Raw genomic sequence first — 25,025 nt, forward strand, 5'->3', positions numbered from 1 at the left:
TATCCCAATACGCTCAACAAAGCCTATTGCATTTAAATGGCGTCATTTTCATAGCGAAGTGCTCCTCCACTGTGTTCGCTCCGTAACAAATTCCAATGCCCTTTATCTCCATAATGCTGTTCTATGAATTATTAATTATAGTAAAAATTGAACGCGTTCATTTGAAATGGTATTGCAGAAATTGTTGGAGTATAAATTAGATTGATTTTCAATTAAATTTTAACTATAGTTTCCTTTTGGTTTTCATTCGATGTGTTTGAAGCCAAGCTTTTGATATTGTTTGAAGAAAACAAGATAACCTTGAATGTTCATATCAGAAAGGATTTTATGGCTGATTACAAATCACGGATGGTTATTGCCTCTATTTGTTTATTGTTAGATAAAAGTAACGCCTTTGCCCAATCCCTTATGTTCTTTCCTAATACCGAGAACTCCTCAAGACTTACCACAACAGGCGGTTTTAATTACTTTCAAAATAGTACCAATGGTAATGGCTTCGCCGATTATTTACTTCCTCTAAATAAACGAAACAACTCCTTACTGTTTACGAATTTGGACATCAAAATCGGTCAGCAAGAGAGTAAAAGTGGTTCGGCAGGCTTAGGGTACCGTTATCTAAATACTCAAAGTATCGTAGGCGCGTATCTGTTTACTGACGTCAATAATACAATTTTTAATAAGACGTTTACTACCCTTAATCCTGGCATTGAATGGCGCTCTAAATCGGTAGATTTCCATGTGAATGCCTATGTACCAGTCACCAACAGAATAAAACTTCTTTCCTCAGAACGCAATCAAATTACCTCCTTTCAAAGTAGAAGGCAAATCACAACGACGCAGTTATTTTACGAAGCCGTTGGGGCTGGTGGTGATATGAGTATTGGGAAACAATTCTCTCATTTGCGACAATCAAGAGCTTATGTGGGAGGCTATTACTATAGCCCTCAGCAAATGAAAGCAATCAAAGGAATGCAAGCAGGAGTTGACATCCCTATTATGAATCAAGTGGTATTAAATGTAGCAGACAGCTATGATAACAACCTGCATAATACCTTTTTCCTCGGGGTTAGTATTCAATTTGGCGGAGTATCGCCTCTCAATCAAAACAGATTAGAGGATCACTTTTCTGATGCAATTCCCAGGCATTTAGGAACATTAAATACGGGCAGTAGTATCCCTAGTGAAACCGCATGGATTGAAAAGAAATCAGAAACGCAATTCAATAATATATGGTTTTTTAATGGAGCCTCTTCTGGTAGCTCTAACATAACCCCAGACAGCTGCACGTTTGAGCACCCGTGTTCTAGCACTCAATTAAACCAGAATAGTATTAATAATATCAATAAATGGGCACCTGGTGCGAATTTATATCTTGAAACGGGCACCTATGACATTAGTCCAGATAATAATCAATTGTTCGTGTTAGGTGGGCAATCCTTCTTTGGCAGAACCTATCAGTTTGCTGCCCCTGCTCCATTTGGCGCTCAACCATTACTCAATGGCAGCTTAGTCTTGCAAGGAAATAACACCATAGCCAATATTGCTTTAGCTGGCACCGGTACCCAACAGACCGCAGGAGTAGTGGCGGGACGAATGACTCAAGCAGTAAGTAACATCAATATTAATTCTGTCTCAATAAGTGATTTTCGCGGCAACACTGAAGATGCCGGCTACGGCATTACTGCCTACGGTACAGATATAAATATTGACAACGCATTAATTGAAAATATTCAAGGCGGAACAAATCCTGAGCTCATTAATACAAACGCTGCCTATGGGATACGAGCAACTAACTCAGCTTCCGGGCAAATTGATATACGAAACACTAGCATTCAAAATATTTACAATAATAATTCTGGAGTAATCAATGCAGCTTATGGAATAAATGTTGAAAATAATGGCAATGGGGTGATAACGGCCGAAAATAATTTCATTAATCATCTCACCCTCTCACCCAATGAAGCACTGTATGGTATTTATAGCTTAAATAATGGAGTAGGTGGCATTTATTTACAAAACAATGTGATGACTGATTTTTCCGTCTCAAACGCTCCTGGGGGAATGAACCAAGCTATTTATGGGATAAGTGCCTTAAATAATAATCTTGGCGCTACACTTATCCTCAATAATACAGCCAGTAACTTCCAAACCAATAATGCTTCAGTAGGAACCACAATTTATGGAATCAATGCAATCAATCAACAAGGTATTATTCAGATTGATAATAATAAAGTGTTTCATTTCACTGGCGCATCTTCGGATGTGGACGTCGTTAATGGATTGACAATTGCAAATTATGGAGGCACAGCCCGAGTTAGCGGGAATCTAATTGATAATATCACCGCTGGCTTCGGTGGTTCTATTGGCGGTACCGCTCAAGGGATTAATCTCTTCCAAATTTATGGAAACAGCATTATTGCGAACAATCAAGTTAGCCGTGTTACTGCTGGAAATAATGCCTGGGGAGGTGATGCGCAAGGGATTTACGCAGTTAATGATAGTGATTATACCGGTGTAGGTGGAGTTATTTCTCTTATCGACAATAGAGTTTCCGAAATTTATGCAGGAAATGGCAGTAATATTGGCGGTACTGCTATAGGAATCAGCACGGATAATCGCAGCGGTAATCTATTAATTGATCGCAACACCGTAGCACAAGTCCGAGGAGGAACTGGAGAAGGAATTGGAGGAAGTGCAATGGGTATTTACTCTCTAAATCAAGGCTCCGAAGTAAGTATTTCAAACAGTCAGGTAACAAATATTCAAGGTGGAAACAGTGATCCAATATTCGGAGTGGGAGGAGATGCCTATGGAATTTATGGATACTATTATTTTGGCAGCGACATTATAGAGTCTGATAACTTTGTCTCCAACGTCACTTCGGGTCAAGGAGGAGCTGCAGGTATTGAAGGCACTATTGTAATTACATCACCCCCAGGTTAACTTTTACGTGTAGCAGGATACTATGATTGATAAGAAAATTAAGTTTTTTTCACCGAAGATTATCTCTCTTCTTCTATTGATTAAGATGCCCTTCGCGTATGCCTCTTTACCACCGGTATTGGAAGGAAATTATGATGTGGGTCATACGTCCATTTTAATGGCTGATCATTCAAGAGATCCTTATATCTTAATCCCTGATGCTGTATTTGATACCTACAACAACCCTGATATTCGCACGGAATACGAATCTAGAGGCCATCGTTTTTGGGTTGAAATTTGGTACCCTATCCCTAAAGGAAGTAGTGGGCAGCCAACTTCATATATCTGGAATCATACCGTTGAACCTGACATTACCAGCGATTTATCGCAAACTTTTGTTCCCTATTTGAGTGAAGAGTCTCAATGCGACACCAACTACCCGCAAATGGGTCCCATCGCCAAAACCATGTTTACCGCGACCGATCCCCTAATTGTCTGTCCATTTGCGTATAATGCAACATGGAGCTCACGTGCTTTAGAAAATGTACCCTTAAGTAATGGGACTTTCCCCGTAATTATTTATTCGCACGGTGGCTCAACTGAAGCCGTGGAAGTATACAAGGTGGCAGAACGATTAGCACAAAATGGCTTTATTGTGGCAGCACCTAATCATGCTACCGCAAACATTACTTATAATTTTAATACATTACAACCAAATTTGGTGGCAATCGATTACGCGTATAGCCCAAACTTCAATAGCGCTGTTCTTCCTGGCCAGGTAGAAGACATAAATTTTGTAGCAGAGCAATTAATTGCCAAAAATATCAGTGATGCAAGTATTCCCTCATTCCAAGGACATGTCGATATCAATCGTTTTGGGGCTATGGGGTTCTCAGTAGGCGCTTGCAGTGTATTGATTTTAGCTGGTGGCTCAAACAGTTTAAATATCCCTCCTAACCCTTTGTTCAAAGCCATTTTTCCTTATGAAATTTGTGCTGATGGAGTGATCGAAGCCCCTGAGAGTTCTCCCAGCAATTTGGCCAGCATTCAGATCCCTTATTTAAATATCTCTGCAAGTACATCACCGTACCCTGGGAATGTATTTACTGAACTGTCCCCACAAATTCCATCCAAAACGAAAGTCACTTTAAAAAATAGCATCCATCAATTTGATACGGCACAATGTGCAATGCTCAGAGCACTGATGCTCAAGCTTAATTCTCCGTTGACTTATCTGATGGCAGAAAGCCTGTTTCTTTCAAGTATTCTCGATAACTCATTTGCTCCCAGTGACCCACTCTTATATTGTCAATCTTCATTCTATCCCCCCGATTATTATACTTTAATGCAGATGGCCACCACCCTAAACGAGGGCTGGACCGCCACGTCACAACGTTGGCAAGAAAATATTGCGTTTTACTATGGAATCCCCGACTATCCATTTAATTTTAAATTGCCTGCAGGAAAATGGCCTAGATATTTAAATGAAGATGAGTTATCGCAAATGCTATCTTTCTATGGAACCGCTTTCTTTAAGAGCTATTTAGCAAATGATACTTCTTATAAGCCCTATCTTTCCGTCCAATTTACAAAGACTTTTATACCCGAAAATAGAATAATCCATTGTCTATATGGGAAATGTGACAGCAATACAGGTACTGGAATACGAAAGCAGGCTTTGTAGATGAATTTATCAAGTTTCATTGATACAATCTGACTGATAAAATGGCCCATTATTATATCCCCTTCCTTCTTCATGATAGGGTTAAGATAATAGATTTCATCTTTCACGAAAGTAGATTGCTGCTTTTGCTAAGTTCATATTATAAGCTACTAGGATTTTTCTAAATTTTCTTCATCGTCATCATCTACAAGCGTGTCAGAATCTCTTTCTTCTAGCTCATATGCAGTACTTGTACCAGGCGAAGCACCGCCTTGTCCCTGATTATGATCTTTATCAAATACACCACCAAGGTCTGATTTATTATTTTCAATATCATCTGGAGTCTGAGTTTTACCTTCGTGTTGATTTCTAACTTTTGGATTAGAGTCAACTCCTTAATCACTATTTTCATTTTGTGAGACTGGGTTTTATTATTTGCATAATTTTCCATAATGCTACTCCTTGTAATAACGCTACCAGGCTCATATTGATGGAACAGCTAAGAGTAAATACACACGGAGTTTTAAACCCGTTAAGATTGCTCAATCTTGGCAAATTAATAGCGGAAGAGCGGAGGCAATGAGAATAGAGCGTTATATTAAAAAGCTTTCTCGAAGTGAAAAAGAAAAAATTATAAATGATCCATTACAACTCTCTTATTATCAGTGGAGGGAAACTAGTCTTTAAAGTTTTCAACTAATGGCAATTGGAGCCTGACTATGCCTTTATTCAGCGTGCCATAGGCGGTTACAGTCATGGGAAACAAGTACTATTAGCTATGATGTACTCTTTTTTTAATTGAGAAGATGGCCAAAAACTTCTTGAGAAAGTGCAAACATCTAACTTTGTGCAAGCCCTGTCAATTTTAGATAATGAAACTCGGCAAATTATTTCTGAATTATGGCTACATCATACTGGATGGTAGAGATCAGCTATACAATTAGGCCTAGGACTAAAGATAGTCGGTTTTGCCGCCATTTTAAAGCTTTTTTGATGGTAATTTTAAATTTTTTTCCATATAATCAATTACATAATGTTATCATTACAAATTAAAAATAACGATGAAATTTTAACATACCAAAAACCTTTCTATTTAAATTTTATATTAATTATCATATTGTTAACAAGTTTCGATTACATGGATATTTTCACCTCCAAAGGCAAATTTTTTTGCTCTAAATTGATACCTATAACCCGCGCCAGTACTGAATCTGTCAGTAAAAAATAGTCCTGAAATGTCGGCAAAACCGACGATCTTTAGCCCCAGGTCTTATTAGAGCTAGATTAAATTAATAATAAGCCTTTAGCTTTTATCTGTTTTGATTTTATCCTTTTCTAACTGCCATTTTGCTTCTTGATATTCTCTTTTTACTTCTGCTTTCAACTCTTCCAGAGTAGGCAAATGAAGACAGAAATCTGCTTTAATAACCGCTCACGATTCGACGTGATATTCAATATTGGCGTGCTATAAATTTTTTTACACAAATAATTTGCTACTTTAGCCAGCGTTTTCGTAGGCCCAATGCCAATCGAAGTAGGTATTCCCGTATGTCTTAGAATCTTCTTCTGCAATTCCTGACAAAATAAATCAGGAGAAGAAGATAAACTCCTTAAATCAAGAAACGCTTCATCAATGGAGTAAGTTTCTACGTGCGGCCAAATTTCTTCAATGGTGCACATCACCCGCTGGCTGATGTTGCCGTATAACGTGTAGTTTGAAGAAAAAACATGTACCCCATACCGCTCGCACAAACCTTTAATCTTAAAGTAAGGCGCTCCCATCGCAATACCTAATGCTTTAGCTTCGCTGGAGCGTGCAATACAACATCCATCATTATTGGATAACACCACAATAGGAACATCCTTTAAGTCAGGACGAAACAAGCGCTCACAGCTGGCGTAAAAATTATTGCAATCAACAAGAGCGAACATACTAGGTAAGCTCATGCAGGACTAAAGTCACCACACCCCAAATCACCATCTCACAATCTTGTGTCATATCGATGGGTTTAAATTGGGGATTGGCAGGAAGTAATTGTACTCTTCCCCCTTTTCTTGCAAGACGCTTTACCGTCAGTTCGCCATTGATTGCCGCAATCACAATACGTCCATCAGAAGGCTCGATACTCCTATCCACAAGCAACCAATCTCCTGAAAAAATACCCGCATCCACCATAGAATCGCCCGTGGCTTGTACTACAAACGTGGCGGATGGATGTTTAATGAATTTGGTATTTAAATCGAGATATCCTTCAATGTAATCGTCCGCAGGCGATGGGAATCCTGCTTGAACTTTACTTGCGAAAACTGGCAATTGCACCGTGCGATTCTTTAATTGCTCTAATTCGACAAGTGTGGCTACCGGAAGACGAACTGCTTTAGTCGGCTCACCCCTAGGGCGTCCTGCCCCTGCTCTTTTTCCGCCACGTGGAGACATAATAACTCTTTTTTTGATTTACGTACAAATATCATAAATGGGGAAAAATAAGCTGTAAATCCCATATCAAGGCACCATGAGCTGAAATCAACATTAAGTCTTCGAGAATATTAAGAAAAATTTTTTTACGTTTTTTATTTAGATAATGACTCCATCGCCAATGGATGGCCAAAGTCAGCCCTTATTCAGTAAAGTAGAGACCCTATAATATGAAAAACACCTTGGTAAATGATGAATCATCTGATTAACTCCTAAATTCTACAAGGAGTTTGACAGACTATAAACAGACTTATCCACAGAAAATGTGAATAACTTAAATGAAATTGCGGAGATTTAAAAATGATATAAATCAGATATGGTAAGGGTTCTTAATATATTGCTAATTAGTCATATATTATTTGGTAAAAAAGATATCCACAGATAAGAGATGGAAAAAGAATTTAGACATGGATATGTTATACAAATAAAAAATAAAAAAACAGTCTTGACTCGCACTATTTTTACTTTTTATTTTGTCTCGATGCTTGGTTAAACTTTGTGCTTAAAAAATAACTCTTCTCGGAAAGAGTAGAAAGGCTAAAAGGTAGGTGTATTACGAATCAGGACCCATAGCTCATGGATTAATCTGCAAAAGGCTATTTAATAAAAAATATTCAGTAAAATAATTTTCAAAAGAACCCACTAAAGTACCCAAAACTATTTATATTTATGAAAACCTTTAACCCATTGATTTTATTGATAGACCGTATAGGGATCGAACCTATGACCAAGAGATTAAGAGTCTCCTGCTCTACCAGCTGAGCTAACGGCCCGTTTTAAAATGAATTATAAAGAGAACTATTAAACCGTCATAACATGTCAACTACCATTAAATAGTAGCTGATATCGATAAATTTTCCAACCCTAACTCTGCTCCTAAAATTGTTTTAGATATGATTGATTTTTAATGCATATTTGTATGCAAGTTAAGTTATTTTGACTGAGGTATCGTCGGTTTTTTATTTAAATTTCTCTACGTACCGCGCATAAAGCCTGAGAGATAGACAAAAAAATTTGGTTTAAGGCATTGAAATATAGGAATAATGGTATTGAAAGTGCATGACGGATTATGATCCAATAGAGTTCCACAACAATAAGAGATCGACGTCATGCACCTGATGCAATTATTACACAAAACATTAGCAAAAGAATTACCTTTTATTCATAAATCACGCTTACACAATTTAATCATGGCTTCATCGACGTTAATTAAGGTAAATAAATTAACGCTGACATCGCTTGGCCGTCATTTGCCTCATACTAAAGTTAAGACTCGCAGCAATATAAAAAGGATAGACCGCTTATTAGGGAATACGCGATTACAAAAAGAAGCGATTGAATTTTATAGGACAATGAGTCATTATCTACTAGCAGCACAAAGACGCCCCTGGATTCATGTTGATTGGAGCTGTATATGTTCGCAGACTAAACTCTATTTATTGAGAGCCTCCTTGTCGATGCAAGGACGCTCGATTGTGATTTACGAAGAATGTCATCCACAGAAAAAACAAAATAACCATCAAACTCATAAAGAATTTTTAAATAATCTAAAAGCTATTTTACCGAGCTCTGTACAACCTATTATTGTTACCGATGCGGGATTTAGAGCGCCTTGGTTTTCCTATGTTCGAGCGCTTGATTGGGATTTTTTAGGCCGATTACGCCATAAGAATGCGATATATTTAGAGGCTACAGCAACTTGGCAATTAAGTCATATCTATTATGAACAAGCCACAGCCAAACCTAACTACTTGGGGCAGGGCCTTCTTACAGAGAAAGAACAAATCCCTGCTCACTTTATACTCTATAAAGGCCTCTCTAAAGGTCGTCATAGAGTGAATACAAGAAAGGTAGGCGTGATGCAATGAGTAAACGATATGCTAGAGCTCATCGTGAGCCTTGGTTATTGGTCACTTCATTGACCTCAACAAACACCGCTGAATACGCTGTGAATATTTATCGGCAACGCATGCAAATAGAAGAAAATTTTCGTGATACAAAATGTACTCGTTATGGGTTTGGATTGAAAGAAAGTCTTTCTCGTTCTCCTCAAAGAATGAGCATATTACTGCTTATTGCTGCTATCTCTACTTTTGCTTGTTGGCTTGCTGGCATTTTTACCAAGCGTAAAGGATATGCATCTTCCTTTCAGGCTCACTCTTCAAAATTCACCAACATTTTATCCCTGGTCTATTTAGGGCGCGAAGCTCTCAAAAAAGGAATCTCTCTCAAAGTAAAACAGTTTCAAAATTTATTACCTCTACTCTCTGAGCTAAATGCCACAACACAGACCCCCACTACAGTCTTTCTTTGAATTTTGTGGGGATCGTACAGGCATAAAGCGCAGTACGTAGGCAAAAAAATTTGTGGAGGGTTTCTTATCGAAAACTGACGATACCTTGCCACGGGATCTGTTTTAACTTGGTGAGCCGACTGGGTGGAGCTTTGATACAGTGTATTTATCTCGATAGGCAACGAAGAGGAAACCTATAACTCCTATTGCCAGCGTGACTGGGATAACTCCTATCCCATAAACAAAAGCATTTGCTTCACGAATGCCACCATTTGCATTGACTACAAAACCAATCACTGTATGGAAAGCATAGCCAAAAATCATGATTATCATGTTAGCAATCGCAGTCGTCAGCCCAGCAAGATGCTCGGGTACATAAGTGGAAACTGTATAAATCGCCAAAATTTGATAAGAGCAACACATTCCAACCAATATAAAAGATACAGTAATGCTGGGCACTGTTAACATACCCGTGACAAGTGCGGTGAAGACCACGCACATGCTTATCCCAGCAGCAATGATTGTTCCCAGGTAATATCCTGTTTTTTCCGCGATTAAACTTAAAATCGGCGAGCCAAAACACATTCCTATAAAGATCATTGAAGGCAAGTAATTTGCTGTTGATGTATTCAAACCATAAACTTGTTTTAAAAAGCCAGATCCCCATACATCAGAAAAACCTTCAAGAGGTCCGAGCATCAATCCAGAAAAACAGCAAATCAAGATTACTTTTTTATTGGTAAAAACCGTTTTAATATTGGAAAGAACTGATGTGTGATAAGTAGGTTTTTCATCGGGCACGATAAAATAAGTGATGCAAGCCAGGATAAGACCAATAGCAATAAATACTTCAATTACCATTTTATAACCCACTGCCTGACACATATAACTCACAGGTCCACCACCATAGACAGCACCAATAAGCCCTATCATCACCGAAAAACTGAGCATTCTGGAAAAATGCTGCTCTTTAAAAGCCATACGTATGATTTTAAATGTTCCCAAAATGGCAGCTGAAGATCCAATACCAATTAATGCTCTTCCTACAAGAGGATAAATCCAATGCTCAGCAAAAATAAGCGGCAGCAGTCCAACAACAGGAAGCAAAATACAAACCGTCATTACTTTTCTTGGCCCAAAACGATCCAACATAATCCCAATTGGCAAATGCATTAAAGAGTAACCAAGATAATAAACACCCGAAAACTGCCCAAAAACCGTTGCATCGATGTGAAATTGCGACGTAATATCATTCATCATAATATTGGGCATCACTCTAAGAACATATTGGTATGCATAAAATATTGACGCAATAATCCATACAAACCAGGCAACAACTCGTGATGTAGACATAAAAATCCTCAAAAAAACAAGCAGCTAATATACGCACAATGGCTATAACCTATGCATAACACCTATTTTAATTCATTTTTTTTGAAATTTTATTGCAAATATAGGCTTTAATTGGATTAATTTGAATTAAAATTTCATTTTTTAATGATTTTTTAGATTTAAATGCTAAAATATAAAAAATTCATGTTATTTTTAAACACTATGGATCGTACTGACAAAAAGATACTTGATATACTCCAATCAAATTGCCAAATCAACAATCAAGAGCTCGCAGACATGGTAGCTTTATCACCTTCTCCATGTCTTCGCCGTGTTAAATTATTAGAAGATAATGGATATATAAAGAGAATGGTTGCACTTCTTGAACCTGAAAAAATAGGTTTAAAATTATCCGTGATTGTTTTAGTTGGATTAAATAGTCACCAACCCGCTGTCATGAACCAGTTTGAAGAGGCTGTACGCTTTCTTCCTGAAGTCGTTCAATGTTATTTAATCACAGGCCAATCTGCAGATTATGTATTAAAAGTAATTGTACCAGACCTAAATGCATATCAATCTTTTTTATTAGATAAGCTGACGCGTATCAATGGAGTAACGAGTGTGCAATCAAGTTTTATCTTAAGAACTATTTGTGAAACAACTACACTTCCATTAGATCATCTCGATTAATTATTTGCCTCTCTTAGGCGAACCAAATTCTCATTTTCTGATTTTTAGGCAAACCTCATTGAATTGAACGGGTAAAAAAAGTAATGTATTGCATCGATTAAACAAGGAGCAAATTTATGACATTGAAGTTTTTGCCATTCGTTTTAGCGAGTTTTTGTGCTGCAAATGCCGCCTCATCGGCTCCGCTTCCCAAATACATTGATAAAGATGGACCTGTTTGTACTAATGTATTATGCGCATTTAACAACCCTGGGGGACTCTATGTAAGTGGTACAGGCTATTACGTCCAACCAAGTGAAACAGGGCTCGGACTAGTCACTGACAGTTGGCTATTCACTGTTCCTGGAGGTACCCAAGCTGAAAGCAAACCTTTTGATCCTGATTACCAATGGGCAGGAAGTGTGGCTGTTGGTTATGATATACCAATGTCCGCCAATAATATTGAAGTCAATTATCTTTATTTAAAAAACAAAACCCACGCTGTGAATAGTTTTGCCAATGGCTCTATTTTATTTGGAAGTATTTTATTCCCTGATGCGTTCATTCCTATAGATTCTATGCCTGGATTAGTCAGTGATGCTTTTTTAACTTATAGAGTAGATCAAGCAGATGTAAGAGCAGGAAGAAAATACGGTGATACATCAGGTGTGTTTAAAATACGCCCTTCTCTTGGGGTGCGCTACGCACAAATAAAACATGACCTGTCTTTTGCAGCACCAGGACATGTTACCAGCAAATTTAGCGGTGCTGGCCCATTAATCAGCCTGGATGGCCATTACGACTTGGGTTATGGCTTTGGTTTGCTTGGTTATTTTGATTACGCGCTTATGGCAGGTTCCATGCAATCCTTCTCGGAGGTTTTTTTAGGATCTAACTTCAGCTTTAAATGGCCCAAGCGCAACCGGGTTGTTAATAACATCACTGGTAAGATTGGTTTGGACTATACTCACGCATTGACTCATACAGCAACATGGACTGCGGCCGTTGGATATCAAATCAATGAATATCTGAGTTCTATGGATACACTTAGAGGATTTACCGGGGTAACTTTTAGTCCTGATGGGGTAAATTTAGGACCTCAACGTATTGCGGGTAATGAAACAAATAACTTCTCATTCCAAGGATTGTTTTTAAGCCTTACTTTACATGCCTAAAATATTATAGATGCTGTCTGTAAATGTGCTCTGGTTTTTATTTTGAAAGTACTAATAAAGACAGCATCTTATCTTCTCTAACAACAACTCTTCTTAACTACTATTTTCTTAGAATTCGCTTTCTTCATATTCCCATAGCATACAATTTGCGGTAATACTTACTGCGGAACTATTGAAAAAGAAGGAATTCATGCAGCAGGCGATGTTGCTCAATTTTTTGAGCATTTAAGTGATCCGACTTGGAATGAATAAAAACGCTTCATTAAATAATTCATCATTAGCAATTATTGACTAACCCTAATCATTTCAAGGAATATAATGAATAACCTTTAACAATACACTACCAAACTATAAACGATGATCGATTCATGTTAAAGAAAATACTGTTCTTGATATTATTGGTAGTAGGATTGTCAAGCTGCAATAGACGTGTTGAACAGCAAATCGTTTTGCCATCTAAATTTCCTTCCAGTACAAAGGATTACAAGCCCATAGCTGATTTACCTTATGTTGCTTGGTGGCAACAATTTCATGATGTAGAATTGGATCAATTGATTGAAGCTGGCTTGCATAACAACATGGACATTCATATTGCCATAGGAAACTTACAACAAGCACAAGGCGAATTGCTGCAAGTCAAACTCAGTTGGCTGCCCTTCGTACAAGTACTTGCTGGCTACTCCACCAATCCCGCCCTTGGAGCACCTGGTGTTTTTTATGGGGTATGGCCCTATTATTTCGTGAACATTATGAAACTTTATGCGCAACAGAAACAAGCCACATACAATGTTCAATTTTATCGTACTGCTATTGAGGGCGTGCGCCTGGCATTAATTGGCCAGATCGCATCAGCTTACTTCACTTTAATTGCTCAATTAGAACAATTGAGATTATTGCAACAATTGGATAGTGACTTGAAATCATTAATTAAATTGAGTCGAGGAGAAATTAAGATTGGTTTAGAAAATGAAATTACTCTAGCCCAATTGCAAACCGATGAGCGGCTGATTGCAGCACAAATTAAACCTATTTTGCATAATATTGTCCTCAGTGAAAATGCACTTCGGTATTTGATTAATGCAAATCCAGGCAGGGTAAACAATAAAAATAATTTCGCCAAAATAGATTTTTCCCATTTTAAACCAGGCAGCTTACCCGCTACCGTATTAAATAATCGTCCTGATTTGAAAATGGCATTCTATGCATTAAAAGCCTCTCGAGCTGGTATTACAGTGGCCTATAGTGATTTTTTTCCAGGAATTCAGTTAGATGATTTTCTGGGTGAAGTAGATTTGCCGCACAGTAATTTTGCTGACACAACGGATGCATACGTCAATTGGACACTTTCGCTCAGTACCCTAGGAAACATTGCAGCAAGTAAAGGTGCCTATAATGCAAAAGCTGCTGAATTCAATAAAACCGTCAGACGGATTTTAAAAGAAGTCGATAGTGACTTTTCTGCCAACAGACGCATGAATGAAAAATTTATGGCTTATTTACGAGCTGCAAAGGATTATGGCCATAAATACAAACTACAACAAGGATTATTAAAAACGGGATTAATTTCTTATAAAGAATTATTACAAAGCAAAATCTATTTGGATAACTTGGCGCTCTCAACAAATCAGGCCAAACTGGAACTCGCCATGTCATTAGTTATTTTATATCAAGATTTGGCGGGTGGATATGCATATACTCAATAGAACTCTTGGGGATGAATATAACCTGGATGCAAGACAGCGTAACCAGATATTGGGTATGGATTTTTAATGGTAACTTACATTTATGATACTTTTACGCAGATATCGTCTACACGTTAAACAGGGATTTGTACGACTAAAACGCTGGTTCACTTTAGCCAATATCATCATTTTGATTGGTATTTTAACGACACTTATTTATATTTTTTCTTATTTATTTCCTTTCACAGATAATGCATTTGTCGTCAATAACGTACGCCCCGTCGCAGCCCTTGCAAATGGGTACATTACAAATCTTTATGTAAAAAATGGGGATGTTGTCAAAAAAGGCCAAAAGCTTTTCACCGTCTTTCAAAAACCCTATATATATGCCGTAGAACAACTTAGTGCAGATTTGGCAGGTGCCGAGGCACAATTAGCTGCATTAAAAAGCACTTATGAACGGGATCTCAAACTCAGTGAAAACGAGCAAAAGAATTACATCAAACTCAAACAGGATGATCAAAAATATACTAAGGGCTATGCATTAAAATCGGTCTCTCTTATTACCTTACAAAACTCCCAACAAGAAACAAAAGCAGCTAAATATAGATGGGATGCCGCTTTAAAACAGTTGGAAATTGTTCAACATCAAATCAAAGCGCAAGAAAATGAAATTAAATCCCTTCATGCACGATTGAAAAATGCCAAAGTTAATTTGGAGCAAACAGAAGTATACGCACAAAATAATGGAATTATCCAAAATTTATTTTTTAGTATCGGAACACCAGTAAATATTAATCAACCTCTTTTTTCTTTAGTGGATACGGATAATATTTACATTCAGGCAAACTTTAATGAAACAGATTTGGGTCATGTGCGTAAAGGCGCAAAAGTATTGATATTCCCCAGAATGTATCTGGGAAGAAAAATGTTTCATGGGGTAATTGATTCAGATTTTTGGTCAGCTAATCGACAATTAGTGGACAACCGTACTCAGCTACAAAATGTCATTAATGAAAATCAATGGGTCTTATTGCCACAAAGACTTCCTGTGATCATTCGAATCACTGATCCAGATCCTCATTACCCGCTACGCCTTGGGACAAGTGCTTATGTCTATATCAAAGTTTAAGCAATGGCTTGATGAGGTTGATCCCTACGCATTACAACGAATTACCCTTTATAAGTGTCTTTTCGTTGCGACTGTAGAAGTATATGTTTACTGGTTGTTTCGGCCTGTCAGTTTTCTTACATTTTTTTCACCTTTTCTTTTGGTAGGCATGTACGAAGCTCCGGTGCTAACCACTTTTAAAGAAAAAGAGCGGTTGCTGTTTTTTATTGGCACTGCAATTATTATCATCAGCGTATCCTTTTATCTTGTCTACCCATTTCATGGAATCTTTTTCTTTTTTTCAGTGTTTGCCTTTGCAGTAACTTATTTTTGTGTATTAAAATATTTCTATGCACTAAAAAATCTAACGATGATGCTTATAGCAACTGGCGCAGTTGTTCTGAGCACTGAGCCTCCTGCTAACCTTGAAGTCGCCTACGGTTTTATTTCATCGACTACTTTGGCGATGATCTTTGTATTCATGAGTTTGAAATGTTTCCCTAATGTCTATTTGATCATATGGAACAGGGCCCTGCAAAAATTTATTCAATACCTTGAGGAAGATATTGATGCAGCTATAAATCAGAACCATAAAAGTCCTATAGGAGAGGAAATTCTCCATTTGGGAATGGTGCGAAACTATCGACGAATGCTCCCTAAAAAATACATAATGCAAGCATGCCGTATGTCAGTAAACATACGAAATATCCAACACGCATTGGATAATTTATATTATGAAAAAAAGAATGAGGTATTTTGGTACGGGATAAAAAACAATCTCCATTGGCTTAGGCTCAATATGAAAACTTATACACCATGCGGCATGCCCACAATGCCTATAGAACCAGAAACAAAATTACAGCATTACATTGCGCACTGCTTACAAGAAGCATTCATCCGTTGGAATAAGTTATGCTTTCTGCGACACAACTGAAAAAGAAACTTGATTACGCGCGGTTTACTCACCTGGCAATTATGTTTATGGTTGCTATGTTGATTTATTTATTTACGACAATACCTCATAAATGGTGGATTTTACTCACAGTCATTGTGATCAGCGCGGGAATCGAGCCAGGGCTGATTGTCAGGCGAGCTATTCATCGTATCGGGGGAACTTTTGCTGCTTTGTTAATTTTAATTCCTTTAATTTATCTCCTGCAATTGAATTATCGATTAGTCCCTGTAGTCTTTATCATAGGTATCATTGGATTATCTGTTACAGCATTAAATACACGCCGCTACGATATTAGTGTATTTTTTATTACTATTGTTGTTTTTTTGCTATTGGCGCAAACCACTGATGTGAATTCACCTGCAGGCCCATTTGAGATGGTATTGAATCGCGGTATCTGCACTTTGCTTGGTATTTTTATTGTTCTAGTAGGTGATTATTTTTTATTTCAAGCCTATCGTTATTCGCAAAAGCTTTATTTATTTCACCAGATGATGGTTTATAATTTTTTTAACAAAATCGTTAAGGAAATAATTAAGTGTCGAACAGAAAAAATTAATACCTTTATTTTTGTTGAAAAACTACGAAGTCAAGTAATCAAAAATTGCGCCCCCATTGAAATTAGTTCTGAAAATTTAAAACTGGAAGTTAAAATCAACTCTGAAACAAAAGAAAGAGTTGATATTTTTCAGGAAACAATTCGGGATATACGCAGGCTCATATTTGCATTATGTGTTTCTGAATTTGTTTTACACTCCACAACAACCACAGAGAAACACCTACTACAATTTAAGATACTTATGAATAAAGCAAGAAACAATTTTATTTATACTGAGGACATTTTAGAGTAGCCCCCTTTCCCAGAATATTTTAAGTTGACGCCATTGAGCACTTACTTAATCAGACTAAAAACCTGGGGGCAAAGTATTCGATAAATTGATAAATTACCGAATACCTTAAATCTTTTTTTATTTATACATTAAAGACGGGCCATAGTATTACATTCCCAATCGATTCGAGGCAACTTCAGGTATGAGTTCTCTCTTTGCATTAATAACACTATTTAAAATTCTTAATTCAGAAACAGCACCGTTTTTCTTTTGCTCTACATTCGCAATACAGGTATTCATCCGTTGAATTTCATCAGATGCTTTTGATATTTCCCCCCTTAAACATCTTTCCTCATATTCATATAATTCCATAGGAGAAACACCCAATGCTTTTAATCCCAGGAGTCGGTCGGTTTGATCCGTTTCAGAGAGCATTGCTTTGCGAGTTGATTGATATGATGCTTCGCGGATTTCAGCTTCTTCATAAGTCTGCAAATGAGCCGCATGTCTTTCCGTAAAATAAACCAAACGCCGGTTCGCCTCTTTTAAAGTATTTTTGTACCCATCAACTTGAGCATCCAGCGATTCAAAATGGGGTCCGTAAGAACGGTTAATTTCGAGTAATTTCTCCAAACTTTGTTGATTAAAGTATTGACGCAATTCACCAGAAGTTTTATGTGGAAATTTTGACATGATTCATTCCCCTATATGTAAAAGCTCAAAATCATATCACTTTTTATCCATATAAAAAACTATTTTATCATTGTGGTTATTTATAAATCTCAATTTGTTGAGCTATAAGAGTTTTTTTGGTATTAATGTCTTGTTTTACCAGATAATTTAACTCGAAAATGTATCTAGCCATCAAGACTCACTAAAGAATTAAGTTCCTCATTAGAAAAAGCTTGAAGTAGATTTATTTTTATGAGTTCTGCTAAAGTCTTAGTCTCCATTTTTCGCATAACATTTGCACGGTGGACTTCTACCGTGGAAATAGATATATCAAGTTCATGAGCTATTTGTTTGTTTAATTTTCCTTCGATGACTAAATCCATAACCTGTCGTTCACGTTTAGTTAAGCGATCCAGGCGCTCATAGAAATTAGATTGGGATTGGATAGAATTAGTGTGAATTTTCTTAAGACATTTTTGAGTAATTTCCAGCAAATGTTGGTGATTTACCGGCTTAAGAATGAAATCAGTAGCTCCTGCTTTCATAGCTCGCACAGCCATTGGAATATCACCGTATCCAGTAATCATGATCACTGATAATTGATTTCTTAAAGAATTAATATGTTCCAGTAACTCGAGCCCACTCATAATTGGCATACGCACATCGATAATTAAACATCCTTTTTGAGTACCATCATAACTATCAAGAAAAGCTTTAGCATTTTCATAAGTTTTTACCGGGATATTCACTGATTCAAATAGCCAACGAAATGACCGGCAAATTTCAGGATCATCATCCACCACAAAAACAGCTGCATTAGCAAAACCCATATCGATTCCCTTGGTAAAATAATACTAAAATAATTAGACAGCATTTATTGCTGTCCCCAATATAAACGGTTAATTTTTCTTAATTAAAGCAATTCCTTCATTACAAAAGAATTTTTCAACAACTTTAACAGCTTTTCCATCCATTTTCGTGAATTTTTAGTTTATTAGGGTTTACCACAACGCCTTCCAAGGTAAAAACTAACTAGTCATATTACAATAAAATTTTGAATAATATCGAACGCTTAATCTAGCATAAAGAAAGCCAATATCCAATTTCACTCGGGAGATTCTATTAATGGATAGAAAAATAGCAGTTGTTACAGGAGGTACAGGAGGAATAGGTACCGCAATTTGTCGTCGTCTCGCAACGAATTATAAAGTTGTTGCATGTTACTTTAAAAATGGTAAACATGACGAAGTATTGCAATGGCAAACTTCACAAAAAAAAGCAGGTTATGATATTGAAATTCTTTTTGCAAATCTCATCAATTTTTCTGATTGTGAAACACTCACTAATTCAATTATGGAGCGCTTTGGTCGCATTGACATCCTGATAAATAACGCAGGAGCCACATGCGATGTTAGCTTAAAAAAAATGGAACCTCACCATTGGCAACAAATAATTGATGCTAATTTAACTAGCACTTTCAATATTACACGTAACGTTCTGCCCTTCATGATTGAGAAAAACTATGGACGTATTGTGTGCATTTCATCAATTAATGGTCGAAAAGGACAATTAGGTCAGTGCAATTATGCGGCAACAAAATCTGCTTTATTTGGATTCTCGAAAAGCTTGGCTCTGGAAGTTGCAAATAAAGGAATCACCGTAAATACCATTTCCCCTGGTTATATAGAAACATCCATGGTAACTACCTTGAAAAAAGACATCCTTGATAAGATCACAAGCAGTATTCCTGTAGGACGACTGGGTAAACCCGAAGAGGTTGCCAATGCAGTTTCATTTTTAGTCGGTGAAGAAGCAGGATTTATTACAGGATCAAATATAGATATCAATGGCGGTCAATACATGAGTGCTTAATTGGATTTAGCATTCTAGCCAAATCGCATTCATGTAATCATGTGATTTGGCTGAATGAATAGAAGATATTTTTATTTCAAACATAAAATTCATGGACAATACAGATAATTCTCAATCATCTTCACTCACTTCTTAAAAACCAAGATAAAATAGTGCCTTTTTCTTTCTTTGTGTAATAAGATGGAAATAAGTAAGCATTTTTTACTCAAAAATGACTTAAATATGCAACTAAAAAACAACAACGACATGTATTGAGTTTTTTTGGGGAGATGAATCATGCCAAAGCTTCATCCTAATATTGAGCTTGTAGAGGTAAAAAAAGAAGAGCTGCCAGAGAAAATTGCATCCTCTTTATCAAAGGGAATCACAGAAAAAAGAATATTATGCGATCGATTTGGTGCTTATTACCTGATTAAAAAACCGGACCCTCTAACGGTAGAGGACGTATTTAAAGGATACCTTTCTAAAGAGGAGCTGAAAAGTCCCTCATTTGACACTATGGAGCATATTTTCTCAATTAAACTTGAAAGTGCTTTTCTTGAAGTTTTAATTCCCCGTATGGCAAAAAAAATGTTTGAGGGCATTTTAGTTGTCCCTGAAAACTATCTTCATGTTGATAAGGATAAATCAATTGGCGTCATTTCCAAATTCATAAACAGTTTTTCCGAATTTTTAGCAAAAAAAGAAGCAGTCAAAACAGAACCTTTATTTGAACGAGAGTATTTACCCAAGCGTGCTCATTTATCCCTCACATTAGAAGAAGCAAAAATCCTCGGGCAATTGTATGCCGTAGCTTTAGTTTTTAATTTATGGGATTTATTAAATTCCAAATTACTCAACTCAGGCTATTGCATGATTCATAATGCTGTAAAACGAGCTGCTATTGTTGATTTTGGTTGTGCAGGTATTCTGAGTTACAAAGGACGGCATGCAGATACTCTAGCATTGGATGATCCTGATTTTTCCCCAGCTAAAAAAATAAGTTACTCATTTTTTGGACAGGATTATCGTAATCATTACCGCCATGGCTTTGCTCTCCCCTTTGATAAATTAGTCGCACCTCTTCTTCCTCATACGGTAATTTCTGATTTATTCAACATGTCCGAAAAAGATCCAATTAGTCTCTCTATGCTTGAAGGGTTTTGTGAGGCAATTACCACAGCTGAGAAAAATATGTCTCAAAATCCTCATTTATTGGAAGAAGAATTAATACAATCGTATAACGCAATCACCTTAGATTCTTCATTACACGCTGATGAGTTGAAATCCCATTTAAATGCCGAGTTTTATGGCAAACCAGAAAAAAACTCACATTCCTTGGTGGCTCTTCTTCAACAACGTCTTGTCAGTGCCAAAATGCTTATTTATCAATTTAAAGCAGGAAAACCGGCAACGGTGATTCAAGAAGAAATAAGAGACTGTTATTATTATTCTCAATGTTGGGGAAACACAAAATGAGAGGATTTGCTATTTTATAATTTTGTGTATATTACTTTAGTATCGTGATGCACCATTCCAGTTGACATCATCCTAAAATACGAGGCTCGTAAATGTTTAATCCTCTTGATAATCGCTATCTTTACAATATCTATGATTTTAATATGCGGTTGCTGCAACCTTACTCAGATTATTTTGACAATATGGCAAAACGCTTTCGCAGAATTTCTGACAATATTAATTTACCTGTCCGCATTCCTTATATGTCAGATGATGAGCAAAGCGGATTGAAAAAAATATTGGAAGCAACTTCGAGCCATTTTCGTAGGTTATCTGGATATTCCTATATATTTCATATGGTTACCAATGTATATGATAAACCAAAATTTGATATTAACGAAGTCAAAATCCAAGATGAATATTATGATATTCAAGAAGAACTTATCGACAAAAAAAGTTTTTGCAACCTAGTTCGTTTTAAAAAAGTAAATGGCGGGCAGTTGAATTTACCAAAACTGCTTGTAGTTGCACCCATGTCGGGCCATTATGCAACCTTATTACGTGATACTGTGAGAAATTTACTTCCTTTGTACGATGTTTATATTACGGATTGGAAAAATGCACGCGATGTCCCCTTAATTGAAGGGTCATTTGATTTGGATGAATTCATTGAGTACATCATTTCTTATTTAAATTTGCTTGCACCCAATTTGAATGTCATGGCGGTTTGCCAGCCAACTGTTCCTGTTTTAGCTGCAGTTGCGCTTATGTCCACCAATAATTCGCCCAACCTGCCTCGAACAGCGATATTGCTTGGAGGACCAATTGATACAAATCAATCCCCTACATCAGTAAATGAGTTAGTGACTTCCAGAGGAGATGACTGGTTTCAACAAAATGTTATCTCGATTGTACCCTCACGTTTTCCTGGTGCGATGCGGCTTGTTTATCCGGGATTTATGCAACTTGCAGGTTTTATGAGTATGAATTTTCAACGCCATATAGAATCATTGCAAAAAGCAGTTGATCGCTACGCGGACAATGAAAAAGAAGCAGCCTTCAAGATAATCAAATTCTACCTTGAATATTTTTCAACCATGGATCTGACGGCTGAATTTTACATGCAAACAATAAATACTGTATTCCAAGAAAAGCTGTTAACAACCGGCCGGTACAAATCGCGTGGACATAACGTCCGCTTACAGGATATTCAGAATACGTCGATTTTGGCAATTGAAGGTGAGCATGATGACATCACGGGAGTAGGACAAACAAAATCTGTACTGGGTTTATGTAAAAATTTACCTGACTCCATGAAAAAATATTTCCTTGCAGAAGGAGTAGGTCATTATGGATTGTTCAACGGCAAGAAATTCCGCAATATTATTATTCCCGAAATTCATGCTTTTACTAAGGCGCATATTGACTAGATTTTTCGTATCTGTCATCCCGCACAGACGGGGATCCATTTCTATATTGGCAATGTGCTCAATATTGGATGGATCCACCCATTGAATTTCCAACAAAATGGGCTTGCTGAATATTAAGGATGGAACATAAAACAACCACATCATCCGCCATTTGTTCTATAGAATATGGTACATTTAGAGAATGAATAGGTAAAAGGACAACCGATGAATCATATTCTTATTGTTTATGCACAGAGAATTGAAGAATACAAAAAGCATTTTATTCGTATGCTGGAGGATTTTTTAACACAAAAAAGTTATGAGTTCACTACATGCACTTCATTAAAGGAAGCCTATGACGTGAGCAGCTTAAATCCACGAATTGTCACAATTCTTTATGATTGGGATGATTTTGGATTTGATGATTTACATCATTTTTCCAATCATAATAAATTATTGCCTGTTTTTGCCATGACGAATAAGCATGCCTCGATTGACATTAATCTTAATGACTTTGATCTCAACCTGGATTTTTTGCAATATGATGCCAATTTGGCCCACGATGATTTTAAACGCATCGTGCTTGCCATAGAAAAATACCAGCGAGCAATTTTGCCTCCTTTTACCAAAGCACTCATGCATTATGTTCGTGAGTTAAATTATGCTTTTTGTACCCCTGGACATTTAGGAGGAACAGCATTTCAAAAAAATCCAACCAGTGCTGCATTTTATGACTTTTTTGGTAAAAATATTTTTTGCGCCGATCTTTCAGTTTCAATTGAAGAGCTTGGAAGTTTACTTGAGCACTCAGGCCCTCAACGCGAAGCAGAAGAATTTATAGCGAATGTATTTAAAAGCGATCGTTCTTTAATCGTAACCAATGGCACATCAACATCAAATAAAATAGTAGGGATGTACTCGGCAACTTCTGGCGACACGGTACTTGTTGATCGTAACTGTCATAAATCAATCGCACAATTTTTAATGATGGTTGATGTGATTCCCATTTATTTAAAACCTACGCGAAATACACATGGAATTCTTGGCGGAATCCCTAAATCGGAATATACAGAAAAAGCAATCAAAAACAAAATTAGTGAACACCCTCAGGCAACTGCCTGGCCTACTTATGCAGTCATTACGAACTCAACCTACGATGGCATACTTTATAAAGTTGAAAACCTTCAAAATGAGCTCAAAGTAAAACATTTGCATTTTGATAGTGCCTGGGTTCCGTATACCAATTTTCACCCTATTTACGCTGAAAAATTTGGACTTAGCCTGACTCCCCTAAAAGATCAAGTGATTTTTGAAACCCAATCAACTCATAAATTATTGGCAGCGTTCAGTCAATCATCCATGATCCATATTAAAGGTAATTTCGACGAAAATATTCTTAATATCAATTATATGATGCATATGAGCACCTCTCCTTTTTATCCTCTTGTTTCCAGTTGTGAAGTCTCTGCTGCGATGATGGCTAGTAATCATGGTTATGATTTAATTAACGAAGCGATTGAATTAGCTTTGGATTTTCGAACAGAAATAAAACGTCTAAAAAAGCAAAGTTGTGATTGGTATTTTGATGTGTGGCAACCTGCCTCAGAAAAAAAATTGTCCTGTTTCCCCTTAAAACCCAATGAAAAATGGCATGGTTTTCACAATGTAGATGACGATCATTTATTTTTGGATCCGGTCAAAGTGACCATTCTTTTACCAGGAATTCAAAACGATAAATTAGAGGAATGGGGCATCCCTGCAACGATTGTGGAAAAATTTCTTGCATCTCATGGGATCATTGTTGAAAAGACAGGCCCGTATTCGATGTTGTTTTTATTTAGTTCTGGAATTACTCGAGCCAAATCCATGGCCTTATTAGCAGCCTTAAATAAGTTTAAACAATTTTATGATGACAATGCACCAATTAAAGTCATACTCCCCCAGCTTTATCAAGAACATCCTGAGTTTTATGAAAAAATGTCCATTCAAACCTTAGCTAAAACCATCCATGGGTTAATGCAAAAACATAATTTACCTCAAGTGATGTATCATGCTTTTGATGCACTGCCAAATAGTGCCATGACGCCCCATCAGGCATATCAAAAACTCATTCGACAAGAAACACAACTGGTTCCTTTGGCACAACTTAAAGGTGAAATTTCTGCTGCAGTGATCCTGCCCTACCCACCTGGTATTCCCTTAATTATGCCTGGGGAACAAATTACAGATAATTGCGAATTGATTCTTGATTTCTTATTGATGCTGGACGATATAGGCGCAGAACTCCCAGGTTTTGCAACTGAAATTCATGGTGTTATTTCTGGAGAAGATGGAAAAAGTTATGTGCAAATAATCAAAAAAACCTAGAGTTTGCTCTATTGCATAGAGAATGCATAAAGCTTAAGAAATAAAACATCAAAAAGATACGATTTTTGTATCTTTTGTTCTACTATTATTAAACGCCAATTATCCCCGTATACAAATTTAGAATAATGGGATTTATGAATCACTTTGTATCATACGGGATCGA

Annotated in this window: 18 protein-coding genes, 1 tRNA gene and 1 pseudogene; 14 read left to right on the plus strand and 6 right to left on the minus strand. The window is 36.9% G+C overall.

Going from position 1 to position 25,025, the window contains the following annotated elements; all coding sequences use genetic code 11:
* Positions 1-327 precede the first annotated feature (327 nt).
* Both DY223_RS11620 and DY223_RS11625 read left to right on the plus strand, forming a co-directional pair.
* The gene (locus tag DY223_RS11620) at positions 328-2,943 is read left to right on the plus strand and encodes a beta strand repeat-containing protein (RefSeq protein WP_058460483.1); all 2,616 of its coding nucleotides are present in this window, start codon (positions 328-330) and stop codon (positions 2,941-2,943) included.
* A gap of 22 nt (positions 2,944-2,965) precedes the next feature.
* Complete coding sequence (locus tag DY223_RS11625; protein WP_058460482.1) at positions 2,966-4,606, plus strand: alpha/beta hydrolase family protein; 1,641 nt, start codon at positions 2,966-2,968, stop codon at positions 4,604-4,606.
* 1,386 nt (positions 4,607-5,992) lie between these two features.
* Here DY223_RS11625 and DY223_RS11645 read toward each other — a convergent pair.
* The 3 genes and pseudogenes from DY223_RS11645 to DY223_RS11655 form a co-directional block, all read right to left on the minus strand.
* Positions 5,993-6,532, minus strand: a pseudogene (locus tag DY223_RS11645) (Y-family DNA polymerase); the annotation flags it as partial.
* Positions 6,519-7,022 (minus strand): LexA family protein, encoded by a 504-nt coding sequence (locus DY223_RS11650; protein ID WP_058460479.1) that lies wholly within the window; start codon positions 7,020-7,022, stop codon positions 6,519-6,521. The gene DY223_RS11650 and the pseudogene DY223_RS11645, both read right to left, overlap by 14 nt.
* 739 nt (positions 7,023-7,761) lie before the next feature.
* Positions 7,762-7,834, minus strand: a tRNA-Lys gene (locus tag DY223_RS11655).
* A gap of 345 nt (positions 7,835-8,179) precedes the next feature.
* Here DY223_RS11655 and DY223_RS11660 point away from each other — a divergent pair.
* Both DY223_RS11660 and DY223_RS11665 read left to right on the plus strand, forming a co-directional pair.
* Positions 8,180-8,929: an IS4 family transposase gene (locus DY223_RS11660; RefSeq protein ID WP_160116276.1), complete on the plus strand. Its 750-nt coding sequence runs from the start codon at positions 8,180-8,182 to the stop codon at positions 8,927-8,929.
* Positions 8,926-9,375, plus strand: a complete 450-nt coding sequence (locus DY223_RS11665) for a hypothetical protein (protein ID WP_058460248.1) — start codon at positions 8,926-8,928, stop codon at positions 9,373-9,375. The genes DY223_RS11660 and DY223_RS11665 overlap by 4 nt, the downstream gene beginning before the upstream one ends.
* 102 nt (positions 9,376-9,477) lie before the next feature.
* Here the strand turns inward: DY223_RS11665 and DY223_RS11670 are convergent, their stop codons facing one another.
* The gene (locus DY223_RS11670; protein ID WP_058460247.1) at positions 9,478-10,707 is read right to left on the minus strand and encodes an MFS transporter; all 1,230 of its coding nucleotides are present in this window, start codon (positions 10,705-10,707) and stop codon (positions 9,478-9,480) included.
* Positions 10,708-10,908: 201 nt separating this feature from the next.
* Here DY223_RS11670 and DY223_RS11675 point away from each other — a divergent pair, with 201 nt between their 5' ends.
* From DY223_RS11675 to DY223_RS11700, 6 genes are all read left to right on the plus strand, one after another.
* Positions 10,909-11,376, plus strand: a complete 468-nt coding sequence (locus DY223_RS11675) for an Lrp/AsnC family transcriptional regulator (protein ID WP_058460556.1) — start codon at positions 10,909-10,911, stop codon at positions 11,374-11,376.
* A 116-nt stretch (positions 11,377-11,492) separates the two neighbouring features.
* On the plus strand, positions 11,493-12,530 hold the full coding sequence (locus DY223_RS11680; RefSeq protein ID WP_058460246.1) for an Lpg1974 family pore-forming outer membrane protein: 1,038 nt from the start codon (positions 11,493-11,495) through the stop codon (positions 12,528-12,530).
* Positions 12,531-12,898: 368 nt separating this feature from the next.
* Positions 12,899-14,233, plus strand: coding sequence for a TolC family protein (locus DY223_RS11685; RefSeq protein ID WP_058460245.1), 1,335 nt, complete (start codon positions 12,899-12,901; stop codon positions 14,231-14,233).
* An 82-nt stretch (positions 14,234-14,315) separates the two neighbouring features.
* The gene (locus DY223_RS11690) at positions 14,316-15,344 is read left to right on the plus strand and encodes an HlyD family secretion protein (protein ID WP_058460244.1); all 1,029 of its coding nucleotides are present in this window, start codon (positions 14,316-14,318) and stop codon (positions 15,342-15,344) included.
* The gene (locus tag DY223_RS11695) at positions 15,325-16,257 is read left to right on the plus strand and encodes a hypothetical protein (RefSeq protein ID WP_058460243.1); all 933 of its coding nucleotides are present in this window, start codon (positions 15,325-15,327) and stop codon (positions 16,255-16,257) included. The genes DY223_RS11690 and DY223_RS11695 overlap by 20 nt, the downstream gene beginning before the upstream one ends.
* On the plus strand, positions 16,236-17,126 hold the full coding sequence (locus DY223_RS11700) for an FUSC family protein (RefSeq protein ID WP_058460242.1): 891 nt from the start codon (positions 16,236-16,238) through the stop codon (positions 17,124-17,126). The genes DY223_RS11695 and DY223_RS11700 overlap by 22 nt, the downstream gene beginning before the upstream one ends.
* A gap of 147 nt (positions 17,127-17,273) precedes the next feature.
* On the opposite strand, the gene DY223_RS11705 is transcribed toward DY223_RS11700, so the two are convergent.
* A complete protein-coding gene (locus DY223_RS11705; RefSeq protein WP_058460241.1) occupies positions 17,274-17,798 on the minus strand; it encodes a hypothetical protein in 525 nt (174 codons plus the stop codon).
* Positions 17,799-17,962: 164 nt separating this feature from the next.
* Positions 17,963-18,607 (minus strand): response regulator transcription factor, encoded by a 645-nt coding sequence (locus tag DY223_RS11710; protein WP_058460240.1) that lies wholly within the window; start codon positions 18,605-18,607, stop codon positions 17,963-17,965.
* Between the two features lie 295 nt (positions 18,608-18,902).
* On the opposite strand from DY223_RS11710, the gene phbB reads away from it, so the two are divergent.
* The 4 genes from phbB to ldcC all read left to right on the plus strand — a co-directional run bounded on the left by phbB (position 18,903) and on the right by ldcC (position 24,862).
* Positions 18,903-19,649, plus strand: a complete 747-nt coding sequence (phbB, locus tag DY223_RS11715; RefSeq protein WP_058460239.1) for an acetoacetyl-CoA reductase — start codon at positions 18,903-18,905, stop codon at positions 19,647-19,649.
* A 276-nt stretch (positions 19,650-19,925) separates the two neighbouring features.
* Positions 19,926-21,107 (plus strand): hypothetical protein, encoded by a 1,182-nt coding sequence (locus DY223_RS11720; protein ID WP_058460238.1) that lies wholly within the window; start codon positions 19,926-19,928, stop codon positions 21,105-21,107.
* A 92-nt stretch (positions 21,108-21,199) separates the two neighbouring features.
* Complete coding sequence (phaZ, locus tag DY223_RS11725) at positions 21,200-22,516, plus strand: polyhydroxyalkanoate depolymerase (RefSeq protein WP_058460237.1); 1,317 nt, start codon at positions 21,200-21,202, stop codon at positions 22,514-22,516.
* Between the two features lie 204 nt (positions 22,517-22,720).
* A complete protein-coding gene (gene ldcC / locus DY223_RS11735; protein WP_058460236.1) occupies positions 22,721-24,862 on the plus strand; it encodes a lysine decarboxylase LdcC in 2,142 nt (713 codons plus the stop codon).
* Positions 24,863-25,025 lie beyond the last annotated feature (163 nt).

Origin of the sequence: Legionella bozemanae (assembly GCF_900450575.1) — a bacterium.
GTDB classification, from domain to species: domain Bacteria; phylum Pseudomonadota; class Gammaproteobacteria; order Legionellales; family Legionellaceae; genus Legionella; species Legionella bozemanae.